Source organism: Streptomyces lasalocidi (assembly GCF_005280215.1).
In the GTDB taxonomy this organism is placed as follows: Bacteria; Actinomycetota; Actinomycetes; order Streptomycetales; family Streptomycetaceae; genus Streptomyces; species Streptomyces longwoodensis.
The window spans coordinates 1536852-1553323 of record NZ_SZNQ01000001.1 but is presented as its reverse complement, the minus strand read 5'-3'; the positions used below and the strand labels follow the sequence as shown (position 1 = coordinate 1553323).

Annotated in this window: 15 protein-coding genes; 12 read left to right on the top strand and 3 right to left on the bottom strand. The window is 74.4% G+C overall.

The window, feature by feature from the left end; all coding sequences use genetic code 11:
- Nucleotides 1–977: 977 nt before the first annotated feature.
- Together E4U91_RS06895 and mycP are read left to right on the top strand one after the other, a co-directional pair.
- Complete coding sequence (locus E4U91_RS06895; protein ID WP_241678522.1) at nucleotides 978–1994, top strand: hypothetical protein; 1017 nt, start codon at nucleotides 978–980, stop codon at nucleotides 1992–1994.
- Nucleotides 1991–3190, top strand: a complete 1200-nt coding sequence (mycP, locus tag E4U91_RS06890) for a type VII secretion-associated serine protease mycosin (RefSeq protein ID WP_137306002.1) — start codon at nucleotides 1991–1993, stop codon at nucleotides 3188–3190. The genes E4U91_RS06895 and mycP overlap by 4 nt, the downstream gene beginning before the upstream one ends.
- Before the next feature lie 33 nt (nucleotides 3191–3223).
- On the opposite strand, the gene E4U91_RS06885 is transcribed toward mycP, so the two are convergent.
- Nucleotides 3224–4180, bottom strand: coding sequence for a serine hydrolase (locus E4U91_RS06885; RefSeq protein WP_137306001.1), 957 nt, complete (start codon nucleotides 4178–4180; stop codon nucleotides 3224–3226).
- A 150-nt stretch (nucleotides 4181–4330) separates the two neighbouring features.
- Between E4U91_RS06885 and E4U91_RS06880 the strand changes: the two genes are divergently transcribed.
- A complete protein-coding gene (locus tag E4U91_RS06880; protein ID WP_137306000.1) occupies nucleotides 4331–5074 on the top strand; it encodes an SseB family protein in 744 nt (247 codons plus the stop codon).
- 56 nt (nucleotides 5075–5130) lie between these two features.
- Here the strand turns inward: E4U91_RS06880 and E4U91_RS06875 are convergent, their stop codons facing one another.
- Entirely contained in the window at nucleotides 5131–5493 is a 363-nt protein-coding gene (locus tag E4U91_RS06875) for a DUF1844 domain-containing protein (RefSeq protein ID WP_137305999.1), read from the bottom strand.
- 361 nt (nucleotides 5494–5854) lie between these two features.
- Between E4U91_RS06875 and infC the strand changes: the two genes are divergently transcribed.
- The 9 genes from infC (at nucleotide 5855) to E4U91_RS06825 (ending at nucleotide 15534) form a co-directional block, all read left to right on the top strand.
- Nucleotides 5855–6532, top strand: a complete 678-nt coding sequence (gene infC, locus E4U91_RS06865) for a translation initiation factor IF-3 (protein ID WP_137310702.1) — start codon at nucleotides 5855–5857, stop codon at nucleotides 6530–6532.
- Nucleotides 6533–6644: 112 nt separating this feature from the next.
- Nucleotides 6645–6839, top strand: a complete 195-nt coding sequence (gene rpmI, locus E4U91_RS06860; protein WP_004933563.1) for a 50S ribosomal protein L35 — start codon at nucleotides 6645–6647, stop codon at nucleotides 6837–6839.
- Nucleotides 6840–6953: 114 nt separating this feature from the next.
- The gene (rplT, locus tag E4U91_RS06855) at nucleotides 6954–7337 is read left to right on the top strand and encodes a 50S ribosomal protein L20 (RefSeq protein WP_004002577.1); all 384 of its coding nucleotides are present in this window, start codon (nucleotides 6954–6956) and stop codon (nucleotides 7335–7337) included.
- Nucleotides 7338–7451: 114 nt separating this feature from the next.
- Nucleotides 7452–8303, top strand: coding sequence for a TrmH family RNA methyltransferase (locus E4U91_RS06850; RefSeq protein ID WP_137305998.1), 852 nt, complete (start codon nucleotides 7452–7454; stop codon nucleotides 8301–8303).
- Nucleotides 8304–8350: 47 nt separating this feature from the next.
- Nucleotides 8351–9541, top strand: a complete 1191-nt coding sequence (locus E4U91_RS06845; RefSeq protein ID WP_137305997.1) for a sensor histidine kinase — start codon at nucleotides 8351–8353, stop codon at nucleotides 9539–9541.
- A 148-nt stretch (nucleotides 9542–9689) separates the two neighbouring features.
- Nucleotides 9690–10811 (top strand): phenylalanine--tRNA ligase subunit alpha, encoded by a 1122-nt coding sequence (gene pheS, locus E4U91_RS06840; RefSeq protein WP_137305996.1) that lies wholly within the window; start codon nucleotides 9690–9692, stop codon nucleotides 10809–10811.
- Entirely contained in the window at nucleotides 10811–13324 is a 2514-nt protein-coding gene (pheT, locus tag E4U91_RS06835; protein WP_137305995.1) for a phenylalanine--tRNA ligase subunit beta, read from the top strand. Before pheS ends, pheT begins: the two co-directional genes overlap by 1 nt.
- A gap of 239 nt (nucleotides 13325–13563) precedes the next feature.
- The gene (locus tag E4U91_RS06830; RefSeq protein ID WP_137305994.1) at nucleotides 13564–14904 is read left to right on the top strand and encodes an NsdA family TPR-like regulatory protein; all 1341 of its coding nucleotides are present in this window, start codon (nucleotides 13564–13566) and stop codon (nucleotides 14902–14904) included.
- Nucleotides 14905–15003: 99 nt separating this feature from the next.
- Nucleotides 15004–15534 (top strand): NUDIX hydrolase, encoded by a 531-nt coding sequence (locus tag E4U91_RS06825; RefSeq protein WP_137305993.1) that lies wholly within the window; start codon nucleotides 15004–15006, stop codon nucleotides 15532–15534.
- A 70-nt stretch (nucleotides 15535–15604) separates the two neighbouring features.
- On the opposite strand, the gene E4U91_RS06820 is transcribed toward E4U91_RS06825, so the two are convergent.
- Nucleotides 15605–16462, bottom strand: a complete 858-nt coding sequence (locus E4U91_RS06820) for a 3-hydroxybutyryl-CoA dehydrogenase (RefSeq protein WP_067235298.1) — start codon at nucleotides 16460–16462, stop codon at nucleotides 15605–15607.
- Nucleotides 16463–16472 lie beyond the last annotated feature (10 nt).

Genomic DNA, 16472 nt, shown 5'->3' with positions numbered 1-16472 from the left:
GCAGGGCACGCGTCACAGGGGGCCCGCGCAGGACGGACACGGCCCGGGCACGAGGAAACGGGGGGTGCATGAGCACGGAAGCACGCCGCGCCACCATCCCCCCGCGCCCCGACACCCCGCCCCGCCCCGCACACCCCCCGGCCTCCCCCGAGGCCCCGGCCACCACGGAGCCCGCGCCCCCGCACCCGCACCCCGAGGCCCCACCGGCCCTGCCGCGCCCTGCGCCGGCCACCGGGACGCGCTCGACCGGTGCCTCATCGACCTTGCCCCGGCCCTCCGCGGCTCCGGCTGGTCCGGCGACGCCCGCGACCGACGCCTTCCCGGCCGCCGGTGGCTTCCCGGCCCCGGGTGCTTCGCCGGCCCCGCCCCGGCCGTCCACCGCTCCCGCAGGACCGGCGACGCCCGCGACGGCTGGGGCCGCAGGGACGCCGGTGACCTCCGCGACCCCTGCGGCCCCCGCGTCCGCCGTGACCGCCGGGACGCCCCCGACCGCCTCCGGCACGCCCGGGAGGCCCCGCACCCCGGGCCCGTCCCGTCCGTCGGCCCCGGGCGCCATACGCCCCGACGCCCCGACCGGCATACGTCGCCCCCGCACCTCACCCGAGCCACCCGCCGCCCCGAGCGACATGTCGACGGCACCCCGCCCGGCCCAGCCGCCGACCGCGTCCCGCCAAATCCAGGCACCGAGCGCGTCCCGCCAGGCGCAGGCGCCGGACGCTCGCCGCAACCACCCGACCGCATCAACGGGGTCACCGGCGACCGCCACCCCCGCACCCCCCTCCGGCAGTGCGGCCCTCACCGACGCACCCCCGCCCGCCGCCTCCGCTCGCTTCCCGGACGCCCCTCCGACCGCCGGACGGCCCGGCGCGGGGTTCCGGCGTGGTGACGCCCCGGCCGCCGCCGACGCGCCCCCGGCCGTCGCCCCCTCCCAACCCGGCACGACCGGCAGCGCGTGGTCCCCGTTCTCCCGAGCCCGGATGCCCGAGGCCGCGCCGCGGCGCGACGAGCCGGCGCCGGGCCGCGTCGCGGCCGTCACCGGCGCACCGCCCGCCTGGACGCCCGCCGCACCCGTGCGGCACCCCGACTTCGCGCCGTCCGGCGCGCGCACCGCCGCCGACCCGCGGCCCCCGGGCCCCGACCCCGCCCTCTCCTGGAGCGCGCCGCCGGCACCGGGCGGCTCCACGCGGCCGCACGTGTCGTTCGCGCGGCCCGAGGGCGTCGGTGAGGCGGGGCGCGGGGACGGCGGCCGGGGCCGGGTCGTCGCCGCGGCGGTCAGCATGGTGCTGGGGCTCGGACTCGTCGTGGGCGCCGCCACCGGCAGCTGGCTCGCCGGGGACGCCGCCGGAGCGGGCGAGCGCAGCGCGTACACGGCCGCCGCCGGCCTGTGGCACAGCGTGCCCGTCGACCAGCTCTTCCCGCCGACCGTGACCGGACGGGGCGCCGGCCCCGGCGGTGCCGACCGCACCTGGACCCGGATCGCCGTCGCGCCCGACGGCGGCTGCGCCGACGCGTTCGACCCGCTGCTGCGCCAGGTCCTCGCGCCCGTCGGCTGCTCCCGCCTGCTGCGCGCCACCTACACCGACGCCACGCAGAGCTACGTCACCACCGTCGGCCTGCTCTTCACGACGGCCGACCCCGCGGCGATGCGCGCCCTGGACACCCGGTTCGACAAGGAGGGCCTGGCCCGCCGCACCGACCTGCTGCCCCGCCCCTACGCCGCCCCGGGCACGGCCGCCGCCGGGTTCGGCGACCGGCAGCGCGCCTCCTGGACGGTCTCCGTCCTCACCGACGCCCCAGTCGTCGTCTACGCCGTCTCCGGCTGGGCCGACGGCCGCACCGTCGCCGTACCGCAGCCCGCCGCCGAGGCGGCCGCCACCGGCGCCACCACGGCCCCCGCCCAGGCCGGGCTCGGCAACGAGGCCAAGGGCCTGGCCGACCGCGTCGAGCGCGGCCTGCGCACCACCGCCGCCTCCCCGTCGGAGCGCCCCTCATGACCGCCGGCCGCACCACCCGCAGGGCCGGCGTCCTCGGCTGTCTGCTGGCCGCCGCCGTCGCCCTCGTGCCGCCCACCGCCGCCCACGCGGACGGCATCCGCGGCCAGCAGTGGGCGCTGGACGCCCTGCACACCCAGCAGGCGTGGCAGAGCACCCGGGGCAAGGGCGTCACCGTCGCCGTCCTGGACACCGGCGTCGAGGCCGACCACCCCGACCTGGCCGGCAACGTCCTGCCCGGCGAGGACCTGGTCGGCTTCGGCGCGACCGAGGGCGACCGCGCCTGGGCGCGCCACGGCACCGCGATGGCCGGGATCATCGCCGGCCACGGACACGGCCCCGGCGACGGCGACGGTGTCCTGGGCATCGCCCCCGAGGCGAAGATCCTGCCGGTGCGGGTGATCCTGGAGGACGGCGACCCGGCCCGCACCCGCGCCCGCACCACCCGCGGCAACGCCCTCGCCGAGGGCATCCGCTGGGCCGCCGACCAGGGCGCCGACGTCATCAACCTCTCCCTCGGCGACGACTCCGCCTCCGCCCACCCCGAACCGGCCGAGGACGAGGCCGTCCAGTACGCCCTGCGGAAGGGCTCCGTCGTGGTCGCCTCCGCGGGCAACGGCGGCGAGAAGGGCGACCACATCTCCTACCCGGCCGCCTACCCGGGCGTCATCGCCGCCACCGCCGTGGACCGCTTCGGCACCCGCGCCTCCTTCTCCACCCGCCGCTGGTACGCCACGGTCGCCGCCCCCGGCGTGAACGTGGTGATCGCCGACCCGGACCACAAGTACTACGAGGGCTGGGGCACCTCGGCCGCCTCCGCGTTCGTCTCCGGCGCGGTCGCCCTGCTCCGGGCGGCCCACCCGGACCTGACGCCGGCCCAGGTCAAGAAGCTGCTGGAGACCACCGCCCGCAACCCCCCGAGCGGCGGCCGCGACGACTCCCGCGGCTACGGCTTCATCGACCCGGCCGCCGCCCTCGAGGCCGCCGGGCGGCTGAAACCCGAGGGCCTGACGACCCAGTCCTACGGCAAGCAGTACTTCGGCCCGGGCCCGGACCAGGCCGACCGTTCCGACGGCACCGCGGACTGGGCGGGCCCCCTGGCGGGCGGCACGGGAGCCGTCCTGCTGGTCGCGGGCGTGGTCCTGTGGCGCGGCCGCCGCCGCGGCACCGACCGGACCCCGCAGGGACACGACTACTAGCCACCGGGGCAAGCGCCACCGCCCCAACGGTCGCTAACCCCCCGCAGCCCCAGCGAGCGCCGTCACCGCCGCCCGTGCCGCGGCCTCGACCAGGGCGATCCCGTCCTCCTGGGTGGCCGCGCCATTCGACAGCACGGCGACCAGGAAGGTGCGGCCCCCGGCCGTGATCCGCCCGATGCTGTTGACGTCCCACCGCCCGGTCGTGCTCCGCGGCAGCCAGCCGTTCTTCAACGCCCACGCCGACCCGTCGGCCGCCGCCGAGATCCCCCACCGCTGCCCCACGGCGATCCGCTCCATCAGCTGCCGGAGGTACGCCCGGGAGGTGGCGGAGAGTGCGCACCCCTCGTCCCCGGAGTCCCCGAACACCTGGCGCAGCAACGTCAGTTGGTCCGCGGCCGTCGTCTGCGTCAGCCCCCACAGCGCGCCCTCGCCGCCGGAGGTCGCGGTCAGCCCGAACCGCGCGTTCGCCGCGTCCAGCCCCTCCGCCCGCCCGATGGCGTCCCACAGCGCCGACGCGGAGGCGTTGTCGCTGTGCTCGATCATCGCGGTGGCGTACGTCTTCTCCTGCGCGGTCAGCCGCCGCCCCGCGTCCTGGGCCCGCAGCAGCAGCGCCGCCAGGATGTCGACCTTGACGATGCTGGCCGTGTCGAAGGCCGCGTCGCCGTACACCGCGCCGGCTGCGGAGCCCACGTCCCGGACAGCCACGGACACCTTCGCGCCGTCCGGCACCGCCACGGACCCCAGCGCCGCCGCCAGGACGGCGTCGTAGTCGGTCGCGGACTCCACCACGGGCTCCACCCCCTCCCGGCTCGCCGACGTCGCGGGCGACGCTACTGCCGCCGTGCCCGGGTGCGCCCCGGCCCGCACGTAGACGGTGCCGCCGGCGGTCGCACCGGCGACGGCGACCACGGCGAGGACGGTGCACAGCAGCGGGCGGTGGCTCCGCGACGGCCTGGCACGGCGGCGCTCGCGGGCTCCGGGGGACTCCATGCCGGCGATGCTGGAGCCGGGCGCTGTGCCCGCCGTGGGACGGGCGTGAGAACCGCGTCAGGGGCCGCTGAGAAATCAGTGAGAGCGGTGACCCGGGGGGCGCCCGGCCCCGTACGAGCTCCACAGCCTCCCCCGGATAGGGTCGGGACCGTGGCGAACAAGAACATCCCCGACCCCGGCTTCTCCGACGACGACGGCTCCGCCGACCCCCGGCTGAGCGCCGCGCTGGCCGCCTGGGCCGAGGACCGCACGGCCGTCGGGCCCGTCCTGGCCGCGCTGCGCGGCGCCCGGCTGCTGGTGCCCGTCGTCGCCGTGCTCGGCGAGGTCGAGGAGGACGAGAACGGCCTGCGCCGCGAGAAGACCTCCGACATGGCCGTGCCCACCCTGAAGGCCGGCGGCCGCACCGCCCTGCCCGCCTTCACCTCCACCGAGTCGCTCGCCCGCTGGGACCCGGCGGCCCGCCCCGTCGCCGTACCGCTGCACCAGGCGCTCCAGGCTGCCGCCCACGAGAAGGCCGACACGGTCGTGCTGGACCTGGCCGGACCCGTGCCCTTCGAGCTGACCGGACCGGCCCTGCTCGCGCTCGCCGAGGGCCGCACCAGCACCGACCCGCTCACCGACCCGGCGGTGGTCGGGGCGGTCCGCTCGGCCGTGGCCGCGGAGCCCGCCGTCCTGCGCGCCCACCTCGGCCCCGGACAGGCCGACGGCACCCTCGCCCTCGTCCTGGACCCGGCCGCCGCACCCGCCGAGGCCGCCCGCGCGGTCGCCGGGCGCCTGGCCGCCGACGAGACACTGAGGGCCCGCCTGGTGCGCGGCCTCGACCTGGCACTGCTGCCGGCCTCGGCCACGCCCCCGGGCGAGCCCCTGTACGTACGCGACGCGGACGCCACGTAGAGGACGCAGACGCCGCAGACAACGGCGACGCGTACTCGACGTACGCGGATGAACGGCTAGCCGTAGATCGGGCCGGTGTACTTCTCGCCCGGTCCCTGGCCCGGCTCGTCCGGGACGAGCGACGCCTCGCGGAAGGCCAGCTGGAGCGACTTCAGGCCGTCGCGCAGCGGGGCCGCGTGGAAGGAGCTGATCTCCGTCGCCGACGCGTCCAGCAGACCGGCGAGCGCGTGCACCAGCTTGCGCGCCTCGTCCAGGTCCTTGTACGCGTCGCCCTCCTCGGTCAGCCCGAGCTTCACCGCGGCGGCGCTCATGAGGTTCACGGCGACCGTCACGATCACCTCGACGGCGGGGACCTCGGCGATGTCCCGGGCCATCTCGTCGAAGTCGGGGGCGGGGGACTGGGGAGGGGTGTCACTCATGTCCCACACGATAGGCCCCGGACCACGCCGGTTCGCACCACCCCCGGGCAGCTGCTAACCTTGTGTGACGACCGGCCGGACACTCACGTGCTCGGCCCACAAGTGGAGGCTCCGAACTCCCACCTGACGCCCCCCGGGCGGCGGGTCATCCGGTCAGACGGCCGCCATCGTTCCGTACGGACGATGGAGCGCCGTCCGAAAGCGCGCCCCGCGGTCTCGCGGCGGTGCTCCGGTAGTGCGAGGAGCCCCGTCTGTGATCGTCCGGGGCATTTTTTGTGCCGCGGCGCGGTTAGGTCTTACGAAAACAGACGTTACGCGGCGCTCAAGCCAGAGGGTCGCGTGGTGCTACCGAGGAGGATCCATCAGCGCCGAGCCCCGCATCAACGACCGGATTCGCGTTCCCGAGGTGCGACTTGTCGGTCCCAGTGGCGAGCAGGTCGGCATCGTGCCGCTCGCGAAGGCACTGGAGCTTGCGCAGGAGTACGACCTGGACCTGGTCGAGGTCGCGGCGAACGCCCGCCCGCCGGTCTGCAAGCTCATGGACTACGGGAAGTTCAAGTACGAGTCGGCCATGAAGGCCCGTGAGGCGCGCAAGAACCAGGCGCACACGGTCATCAAGGAGATGAAGCTCCGGCCGAAGATCGACCCGCACGACTATGACACCAAGAAGGGTCACGTCGTCCGGTTCCTCAAGCAGGGCGACAAGGTCAAGATCACGATCATGTTCCGTGGTCGCGAGCAGTCCCGGCCCGAGCTGGGCTACCGACTGCTGCAGCGGCTCGCGGAGGACGTCCAGGACCTCGGGTTCATCGAGTCGAACCCGAAGCAGGACGGCCGGAACATGATCATGGTTCTCGGTCCGCACAAGAAGAAGACCGAGGCCATGGCCGAGGCCCGGCAGGCGCAGGAAGCCCGCAAGGCCGAGGCGAAGGCGAACCCGGGCAAGTCGCAGAACGCGGCCGACCCGGACGCCGTGAACGCCGAGGTGCACGACGAGGCTCCTGCCGAGGCGTCCGCCGAGGCCCCTGCCGAGGCGTGATCCCGGGGGACACCGTCCCCAGGACGTAACCGAAACCACAGCGACGCTCCACCCCGTGCCCGGTTCCACGAACCGGGCACCGGAGCGCCACCGACGAGGAGAGAACGGCGCTATGCCGAAGAACAAGTCGCACAGCGGTGCCAGCAAGCGCTTCAAGGTCACCGGCTCCGGCAAGGTGCTCCGCGAGCGCGCCGGCAAGCGCCACCTGCTCGAGCACAAGTCGTCCCGCGTGACGCGCCGCCTCACCGGCAACGCCGAGATGGCCCCGGGCGACGCCGCGAAGATCAAGAAGCTTCTCGGCAAGTGACGTCCCGGCGCCCGGTCCCCGGATCGGTGCGCGCCGTACGTCAGCAGGACCGGGACCCAATCGATTCCGGGCCGTGTGAGTCCACCCACGGCCCCGCTACAAGGAGTTAAACAAGTGGCACGCGTCAAGCGGGCAGTCAACGCCCACAAGAAGCGCCGGGCGATCCTCGAGCAGGCCTCCGGCTACCGCGGTCAGCGTTCGCGCCTGTACCGCAAGGCCAAGGAGCAGGTCACCCACTCGCTGGTCTACAACTACAACGACCGCAAGAAGCGCAAGGGCGACTTCCGTCAGCTGTGGATCCAGCGCATCAACGCCGCTGCCCGCGCGAACGGCATCACGTACAACCGCTTCATCCAGGGTCTGAAGGCCGCCAACGTCGAGGTGGACCGCAAGATCCTCGCCGAGCTGGCCGTCAACGACGCCGGTGCGTTCGCCGCGCTGGTCGAGGTCGCCCAGAAGGCCCTGCCGAGCGACGTCAACGCTCCGAAGGCCGCGTGACGCTGCCCCGGCGTCAGCCGACGTGACTCCGAAGGACCCGCAGGCTCCAGGCCTGCGGGTCCTTTGCTGCCCCCGCCGCCGAGCCGGCCGCACGACGATGAAGGTGAACCAGGCATGCCCCCCGCCAGCCCCGAGCTGATCTCCCCCCGTTCCCCCCGCGTCGCCGCCGCACGACGGCTGGCCAGGCGGAACTTCCGGAGCAAGGAGCGGCTGTTCCTCGCGGAGGGACCGCAGGCCGTACGGGAGGCCGCCGCGTACGGCGCGGACACCCTCGTGGAGCTGTTCACCACCGTGGAGGCCGCCGAGCGCCACGCGGACATCGTCGGCGAGGCCCGCGCGGTCGGCGCCCGCGTCCACCTCGCCGACGAGCAGGTCATCGCCGACATCTCCACCACCGTCACCCCGCAGGGACTGGTCGGGGTGTGCGCGTTCGTCGACACCCCCTTCGAGCAGGTGCTCGCCGGCCGGCCCCGCCTCGTCGCCGTGCTCGCCCACGTGCGCGACCCCGGCAACGCGGGCACCGTGCTGCGCTGCGCCGACGCCGCCGGAGCCGACGCCGTCGTCCTCACCGACGCCTCCGTCGACCTCTACAACCCCAAGGCCGTCCGCGCCTCCGTCGGCTCGCTGTTCCACCTGCCGGTCGCCGTCGGCGTCCCCGTCGAGCGGGCCGTCGCCGGGCTCCAGGACGCCGGGGTCCGCATCCTCGCCGCCGACGGCGCGGGCGACCGCGACCTCGACGACGAACTCGACCGGGGCACCATGGGCGGCCCCACCGCCTGGGTGTTCGGCAACGAGGCGTGGGGGCTGCCCGAGGAGACCCGGGCGCTCGCCGACGCCGTCGTGAGCGTCCCGATCCACGGAAAGGCCGAGAGCCTGAACCTCGCGACCGCCGCGGCCGTATGTCTGTATGCGTCGGCCCGTGCACAGCGCGCCTCCGGAGGGTGCCGCTCCGTCACGGAGGGCTAGTAGGGTGACCTGCTCGGGGATCCTCGTCTGGGAGGTGGGGTGCGGGGATGAGCGTGGGCACGAGCAGCACACCGGGAGGCCGGGACGTGCGGCAGCCGCCGGCGGCCGCCCCGCCCGGTGACCCCGCCGACGCCACCGCGTCCGCCCCGGACACCGGCCCCGACGACCACCAGGGCGACCTCCACGACGATCTCCACGACGACCTCCCCGACGGCCTCGTCGTCGCTGACGAGCGCGGCCGGGTCGTCCGCTTCAACGCCGCCGCCGAGCGCATCACCGCCACCCGCGCCGCCGACGCCCTGGGACAGCCCCTGGAGAAGGCACTGCCGCTGGAGGACCTGGAGGGCCGCCGCTGGTGGCCGCTCACCGACCCCTACGGCGGGCTCGCCATCCGGGTGCGCCAGCCGGAACGCAACCTGCTGCTCCCCGGCGGCCGGGAAGTCCTCGTCACCGCCCGCTACGTCCGCGCCCGCCCCACCGGCCCCGTCCGGCGCGTCGTCGTCTGCCTGCGCGACACCGAGGGCCGCCGCCGTACCGAGCGCTCCCACGCCGAGCTGATCGCGACCGTCGCCCACGAACTGCGCTCGCCCCTGACCTCCGTGAAGGGCTTCACCGCCACCCTGCTCGCCAAGTGGGAACGCTTCACCGACGACCAGAAGCGCCTGATGCTGGAGACCGTCGACGCCGACGCCGACCGCGTGACCCGGCTCATCGCCGAGCTGCTCGACATCTCCCGCATCGACAGCGGACGCCTGGAGGTGCGCCGCCAGCCCGTCGACATGGGCGCCGCCGTCGGCCGCCACATCCAGGCCTACGTCGCCGCGGGCCAGCCCGCCGACCGCTTCCTGCTGCGCATCGAGCAGCCCCTGCCCGCCCTGTGGGCCGACCCCGACAAGATCGACCAGGTGCTCAGCAACCTCATCGAAAATGCGGTGCGGCACGGCGAGGGAACCGTCACCATCGACATCACGCCCGCCGCGTCCCCCCGTGAGGGGGAGGACACCGGCACGTCGGTCACCGTGAGCGACGAGGGCGCCGGCATCCCGGAGGAGTCCATGAACCGCGTCTTCACCCGCTTCTGGCGGGGCAGCAAGCGCGGCGGCACGGGCCTCGGGCTGTACATCGTCAAGGGCATCGTCGAGGCCCACGGCGGCGTCATCACGGTCGGCCGCGCCCCCGGCGGCGGCGCCGAGTTCCGATTTACGTTGCCCGTGGCGGCACCGGCGTACCTCACCTGAGGCCCGGACCCGGCCCCACGGGCGCATTCGCTCACCTCAACCCCGTTAGACTCGGCCTTTGGCACTTTTGTGTCCTGCACACGGCCCTTGGAGCGACGCAGAGCCGGTCACGGGGACCATCCGCCAGCCAACGGAAGCACGGGAAGAGATGTCGGCACCCAATAAGTCGTACGACCCAGTCGAGGTCGAGGCCTTGAAACCGGAAGAGATCGAGCGCATGCGGGACGAGGCGCTCGCCGCCTTCGCCGCCGCGGACTCCCTCGACGCGCTCCAGGAGGCCAAGGTCGCCCACACCGGGGGCGCCTCCCCGCTGTCGCTCGCCAACCGCGAGATCGGCGCCCTGCCCCCGCACGCCAAGGCCGACGCCGGCAAGCGCGTCGGCCAGGCCCGCGGCGCCGTGAACAAGGCCCTCGCCGCCCGCCAGGCCGAGCTGGAGGCCGAGCGCGACGCCCGCGTGCTGGTCGAGGAGTCGGTGGACGTCACCCTGCCGTACGACCGCGTCCCGGCCGGCGCCCGCCACCCGCTCACCACGCTCTCGGAGCGCATCGAGGACATCTTCGTGGCCATGGGCTACGAGGTCGCCGAGGGCCCCCAGGTCGAGGCCGAGTGGTTCAACTTCGACGCCCTGAACATCGGCCCGGACCACCCGGCCCGCGGCGAGGCGGACACCTTCTTCGTGCAGGGCCCGGACGGCGGCGCCGAGTCGGGCGTGGTGCTGCGCACCCACACCTCGCCCGTGCAGATCCGCTCCCTGCTGGAGCGCGAGCTGCCGGTCTACGTGATCTGCCCCGGCCGCGTGTACCGCACGGACGAGCTGGACGCCACGCACACCCCGGTCTTCCACCAGGTCGAGCTGCTCGCCGTCGACGAGGGCCTGACCATGGCCGACCTCAAGGGCACCCTGGACCACATGGTCCAGTCGCTGTTCGGCGAGGGCATGACGACCCGGCTGCGGCCGAACTTCTTCCCGTTCACCGAGCCGTCCGCCGAGATGGACATGGTGTGCTACGTCTGCCGCGGCGAGTCCGTCGGCAACCCCGACCGCCCCTGCCGCACCTGCTCCTCCGAGGGCTGGATCGAGCTCGGTGGCTGCGGCATGGTCAACCCGCGGGTGCTCACCGCCTGCGGCGTCGACCCGGAGAAGTACAGCGGCTTCGCCTTCGGGTTCGGCATCGAGCGGATGCTGATGTTCCGCCACAACGTCGAGGACATGCGAGACATGGTCGAGGGTGACGTCCGGTTCACCCGGCCGTTCGGGATGGAGATCTGATGCGGGTCCCGCTTTCCTGGCTGCGGGAGTACGTCGACCTGCCGGCCACCGAGACCGGCCGCGACGTCCAGGCCAAGCTGATCTCGGCGGGCCTGGAGGTCGAGACGGTCGAGCAGCTCGGCCACGACCTCAAGGGCCCCCTGGTCGTCGGCCAGGTGCTCACCATCGAGGAGCTGGAGGGCTTCAAGAAGCCGATCCGCTTCTGCACCGTCGACGTCGGCGGGGCCAACGGCACGGGTGAGCCCCAGGAGATCGTCTGCGGCGCCCGCAACTTCGCCGTCGGCGACAAGGTCGTCGTCGTGCTCCCCGGCGCGGTGCTGCCGGGCGGCTTCGCCATCGCCGCGCGCAAGACCTACGGCAAGACCTCCCACGGCATGATCTGCTCCAGCGACGAGCTGGGCATGGGCGACGACGGCAGCAAGGGCATCATCGTGCTGCCGCCCGAGACCGAGGTCGGCCGGGACGCCGTCGAGCTGCTCGAACTGGTCGACGAGGTCCTGGACATCGCCGTCACCGCCAACCGCGGCGACTGCCTGTCCATCCGCGGCGTCGCCCGCGAGACCGCCATCGCCTACGGCCTGCCGCTGCGCGACCCCGCGCTGCTCGACGTGCCCGCGCCCAACGCGTACGGCTACCCGGTCCAGGTCACCGATCCGGTCGGCTGCGACCGTTTCACCGCCCGCACGGTCAGCGGCCTCAGCCCCGAGGCGCGCTCGCCGATCTGGCTCCAGCGCCGGCTGCAGAAGGTCGGCATGCGCCCGATCTCGCTCGCCGTCGACGTCACCAACTACGTGATGATGGAGCTGGGCCAGCCCCTGCACGCCTACGACCGCACCCTGGTCCAGGGCACCATCGGGGTGCGCCGCGCCCAGGAGGGCGAGCAGCTCGTCACCCTCGACGGCGTCGAGCGCACGCTGCACGCCGAGGACCTGGTCATCACCGACGACCGCGGCCCCATCGGCCTGGCCGGCGTGATGGGCGGCGCCAACACCGAGATCGCCGACCACGACGACGTGACGAACGCCACCAGCGACGTGGTGATCGAGGCCGCGCACTTCAACGCGGTCTCCATCGCCCGTACGGCCCGCCGCCACAAGCTGTCCTCGGAGGCGTCCCGCCGCTTCGAGCGGGGCGTCGACCCGCAGGCCGCGGCGGCCGCCGCGCAGCGCACCGTCGACCTGTTGGTCCTCCTCGCGGGCGGCACGGCCGACGCCGGCGTCACCGAGATCGTCGCGCCGTCGGCGCCGCACACGATCAGCGTCCCGGCGAACCACCCCGACCGCGTCGCGGGCGTCGACTACGGCCGCGAGACCGTGGTGCGCCGGCTGCAGGAGATCGGCTGCGACGTGTACGGGCAGGACGAGCTGATCGTCACCGCCCCGTCCTGGCGGCCCGACCTCCAGGAGGCCAACGACCTGGCCGAGGAGGTCATCCGCCTGGAGGGCTACGAGAACCTGCCCTCCACGCTGCCCAAGCCGCCCTCCGGCCGAGGCCTGACCCACCGCCAGCGGCTGCACCGCCGCGTCGGTCGCGCCCTGGCCGGCGCCGGCTACGTCGAGGCGCCGAACTACCCCTTCGTCAGCGAGCAGGTCTTCGACCAGCTCGGCCTGGAGGCCGACGACCCGGCCCGCCGGGTCGTGAAGCTGGTCAACCCGCTCAACGACGAGGAGCCGGCGCTGCGCACCTCGCTGCTGCCGGGCCTGCTCGGCGCGCTGCGGCGCAACGACGGCCGGGGCTCGCACGACCTGGCCCTCTTCGAGACCGGCCTGGTCTTCCAGCCGCGCGAGGAGCAGCGGGCCGCCGGGCACCTGCCCGTCGACCGCCGGCCCACGGACGAGGAGCTCGCCGCGCTCGACGCCGTGCTGCCCGAGCAGCCGCGCCACGTCGCCGTGGTCCTCGCGGGCGCCCGCGAGCAGGCCGGCTGGTGGGGCGAGGGCCGCCCGGCCGGCTGGGCCGACGCGGTCGAGGCGGGCCGCCTGGCCGCGCGCGAGGCCGGTGCCGCACTCGGCGTCCGCAAGGGCCAGTACGGTCCGTGGCACCCGGGCCGCTGCGCCGAGTTCGTGGTCGTCCTGGACGGCGCGGAGCGGGTCGTCGGCCACGCGGGCGAGCTGCACCCGCGCGTGCTGAAGGCGCTCGGGCTGCCCGCGCGCACCTGCGCGATGGAGATCGACCTGGACGCCCTGGAGCGGGTCGGCGACGACACGCCGCAGGCGCCCGGCATCTCCACGTTCCCCGTCGCCACCCAGGACGTCGCCCTGGTGGTCGACCAGCCGGTCCCGGCCGCCGAGGTCGAGGCCGCGCTGCGCGAGGGCGCCGGTGAACTCCTGGAGGCCATCCGGCTGTTCGACGTGTACGAGAACGAGGAGCAGCTCGGCGACGGCAAGAAGTCCCTGGCCTACGCGCTGCGGTTCCGCGCGGCGGACCGGACGCTCACCGTGGACGAGGCCTCGGCGGCCCGCGACGCCGCCGTCGCCCTCGCCGGGGAGCGCACCGGAGCGGTGCTGCGCGGCTGATCCCGCCCCGCAGGGGTCCGACAGGCGGCCGGCCACGACGCGTTCGTGGCCGGCCGCCCGTGTGCGGACGCCGGGCCGCCAGTTGTACGAGGGGGAGCCGGCGGCCCGGCACCTCAGTCAACCGACCCGGCCACGCTGCGCGACAGCGCGCACACGCGCCGGATGCGCGCACTCCGTTCACACCCCGTGTGAAGGCGGACGCACTACCCTGTGCGCACTGAACCACCCGGGGGGCCACCATGCAGCCCAACACTCTCCTCGACGCGATCCTGGACGAGGCGGGGATCTCCCACGCCGGCCTCGCCGCCCACGTCAACCAGGCCGGACGCGCCCGAGGGCTCCAGCTGCGGTACGAACACACCGCCGTGGCCCGCTGGTTGAAGGGCCAGCGGCCCCGCGGCCAGGTACCCGACCTGATCTGCGAGGTGCTCGCCGCCCGGCTGCACCGCCCGGTCACCCTCGACGACATCGGCCTCGGGGTGCCGGGGGAGTCGGCCGGCCCGCACGGCACCTCCCTGTCCGGCTTCGTCGAGCGGGCCACCGCCCTGTGGCGCTCCGACGAACAGCAGCGCCCGCACCTCCTCGGCGCCCCCGCGGTCACCGGGACGCCCGCGGTGATGCCGGTGTGGGAGTGGGAGAACCCGCCCGAGGACGTCGACGTCTCCCGCGGGGGCCGGCACCGGGTCACCCCGGCCGACCTGCAGACGCTGCGCGCCGCCCGCAGCCACTACGAGCAGATGTACCGCAAGGCGGGCGGCATCGCGACCCGGGCGCGCATCGTCGGCTTCCTCAACGCCGAGGCGGCGCCGCTGCTGCGCGGCAGCTACACCGACGCCACGGGCCGCCAACTGCACCGGGCCACGGGCGGGTTGGTGGCGATCGCCGGCATCTGCGCGTACGACTCCGACGCGCACGGGCTCGCCCAGCGCTACTTCCACCAGGCGCTGCGGCTGGCCAAGGCCAGCGGGGACCGGGGACTCGGGGCGTACGTGATCGCGCTGCTGGTCAACCAGGCGCTGTTCCTGCGGGAGTTCCGCCAGGCCGTCGCCTTCGCCGAGGCCGCGCTGCGCGCCGCGGGCAGGCACATCACCCCGGCCCTCGCCTCCGACCTGTACGCGATGCAGGCCAAGGCGTACGCGCACCTCGGCGACGGCTCCAGCGCGCTCGGCTGCATCCGGCGGGCGGAGACGGCCGCCGAGCACATCCGGCGCGGGTACGAGCCCGACGAGACCGGCTACGTCCAGCCGGGCCTGGTCAACGTCCAGGTGGCGGAGGCCCTGTTGAGCCTGGGCGAGCTGGCGGCGGCCGCCGAGCACGCGACGGCCGCGGTGGACACCCCGGCGCACGACCGGGGCCGGGTGCACCGGCTGGCCATGCTCAGCACGATCGAGCTGCGCCAGGGCCACGCCGACCGGGCGGTGGCGACGGCGGTGCGGATGGCCGAGGCGGCCCGCGGCATGGAGTCGCAGCGGCTGCGCGACCGGCTGCGCGCGGTGCGCGAACACCTGGTGCGCAGCGGCTGCGCCGGAACGTCCGAGGCCGCCGAACTCATCGACGGAGCCCTGCGCGTACCGATCTAGTACGGCCCCCGGCGGGGACCCATGGGCCGGAAGCGCTCTGTGGGTCCTCCGCGTCCCTGCTGCGATATTGCCCCTGACTCGACGGAAGGTGGCAGAACCGTGCAGTGGACGAAACAAAACGAACAAACCGTGTATGAGAACCGCTGGTTCCGGGTCAACCTGGCCGATGTGCGGCTCCCCGACGGCCGGCACCTCGACCACTTCCTCATCCGGCTGCGGCCCGTCGCGGTGGCCACGGTCGTGAACGACGCCAACGAGGTCCTGCTCCTGTGGCGCCACCGCTTCATCACCGACAGCTGGGGCTGGGAACTGGCCGCCGGCGTCGTCGAGGACGGCGAGGACGTCGCCGGCGCGGCGGCCCGGGAACTGGAGGAGGAGACCGGCTGGCGGCCGGGCCCCCTGCACCACCTGATGACCGTGGAGCCGTCCAACGGCCTCAGTGACGCCCGGCACCACATCTACTGGTCCGACCGGGGCGAGTACCTCGGGCACCCGGTGGACGACTTCGAGTCGGACCGCCGCGCCTGGGTCCCGCTCAAGGTGGTCCCGGACCTGATCGCGCGGGGGGAGGTCCCGGCCGCCAACATGGCGGCGGCGTTACTGCTCCTGCACCACCTGCGGCTCGGCTGACCGGCGGCCGCGCGACGGCAGGGCACGGCAAGGGCCCGGCACCCCCGGGTGCCGGGCCCGCACACCCGGATCAGTACGTGTAGAAGCCCGACCCCGTCTTGCGGCCCAGCCGGCCCGCGTCGACCATGCGCTGGAGCAGCGGGGGAGCGGAGTACAGCGGCTCCTTGTACTCGGTGTACATGGAGTTGGCGATGGACACGATGGTGTCCAGACCGATCAGGTCGGACAGCTTCAGCGGGCCCATCGGGTGGGCGCAGCCCATCTCCATGCCGTTGTCGATGTCCTCGCGGCTCGCGATGCCCGACTCGAACATCCGGATCGCGGACAGCAGGTACGGCACGAGCAGCGCGTTCACCACGAAGCCGGAGCGGTCCTGGGCGCGGATCGCGTGCTTGCCCAGCACCTTCTCGGCGAAGACCTGTGCCCGGCTGAGCGTGCCCTCGGAGGTGGTGAGCGCCGGGATCAGCTCGACGAGGGACTGCACCGGGGCCGGGTTGAAGAAGTGGATGCCGACGACGTGGTCGGGCCGCGAGGTGGCGACCGCCAGCTTCACCAGCGGGATGGAGGAGGTGTTGGAGGCGAGGATCGCGTCCGGGCGGGTCACCACCTGGTCGAGGACCTGGAAGATCTCCGTCTTGACCTGCTCGTTCTCGACGACCGCCTCGATGACCAGGTCCCGGTCGGCGAACTCGCCGAGGTCGGTGGTGAAGCTCAGGCGCGCCTGCGTGGCGTCCCGCTCCTCCGCCGTGATCTTGCCGCGCTCGGCGGCCTTCGCCAGGGAGTTGAACAGCCGGGTGCGGCCGATCTCCAGTGCCTCGCCGGTGGTCTCGGCGACCTTGACGTCCAGACCGGCACGGGCGCAGACCTCGGCGATGCCCGCTCCCATCTGGCCGCAGCCCACCACTCCCACGCGTTCGATGTCGGTCACGTCGTCCCCT

Coding starts and splice junctions, on each gene's coding strand:
- rpmI (WP_004933563.1), top strand. CDS start 6,645: ATGCCGAAGAACAAGTCGCACAGCGGTGCCAGCAAGCGCTTCAAGGTC.
- E4U91_RS06850 (WP_137305998.1), top strand. CDS start 7,452: ATGCCCCCCGCCAGCCCCGAGCTGATCTCCCCCCGTTCCCCCCGCGTC.
- E4U91_RS06885 (WP_137306001.1), bottom strand. CDS start 4,180: ATGGAGTCCCCCGGAGCCCGCGAGCGCCGCCGTGCCAGGCCGTCGCGG.
- pheS (WP_137305996.1), top strand. CDS start 9,690: ATGTCGGCACCCAATAAGTCGTACGACCCAGTCGAGGTCGAGGCCTTG.
- E4U91_RS06875 (WP_137305999.1), bottom strand. CDS start 5,493: ATGAGTGACACCCCTCCCCAGTCCCCCGCCCCCGACTTCGACGAGATG.
- pheT (WP_137305995.1), top strand. CDS start 10,811: ATGCGGGTCCCGCTTTCCTGGCTGCGGGAGTACGTCGACCTGCCGGCC.
- E4U91_RS06830 (WP_137305994.1), top strand. CDS start 13,564: ATGCAGCCCAACACTCTCCTCGACGCGATCCTGGACGAGGCGGGGATC.
- mycP (WP_137306002.1), top strand. CDS start 1,991: ATGACCGCCGGCCGCACCACCCGCAGGGCCGGCGTCCTCGGCTGTCTG.
- E4U91_RS06895 (WP_241678522.1), top strand. CDS start 978: ATGCCCGAGGCCGCGCCGCGGCGCGACGAGCCGGCGCCGGGCCGCGTC.
- E4U91_RS06845 (WP_137305997.1), top strand. CDS start 8,351: ATGAGCGTGGGCACGAGCAGCACACCGGGAGGCCGGGACGTGCGGCAG.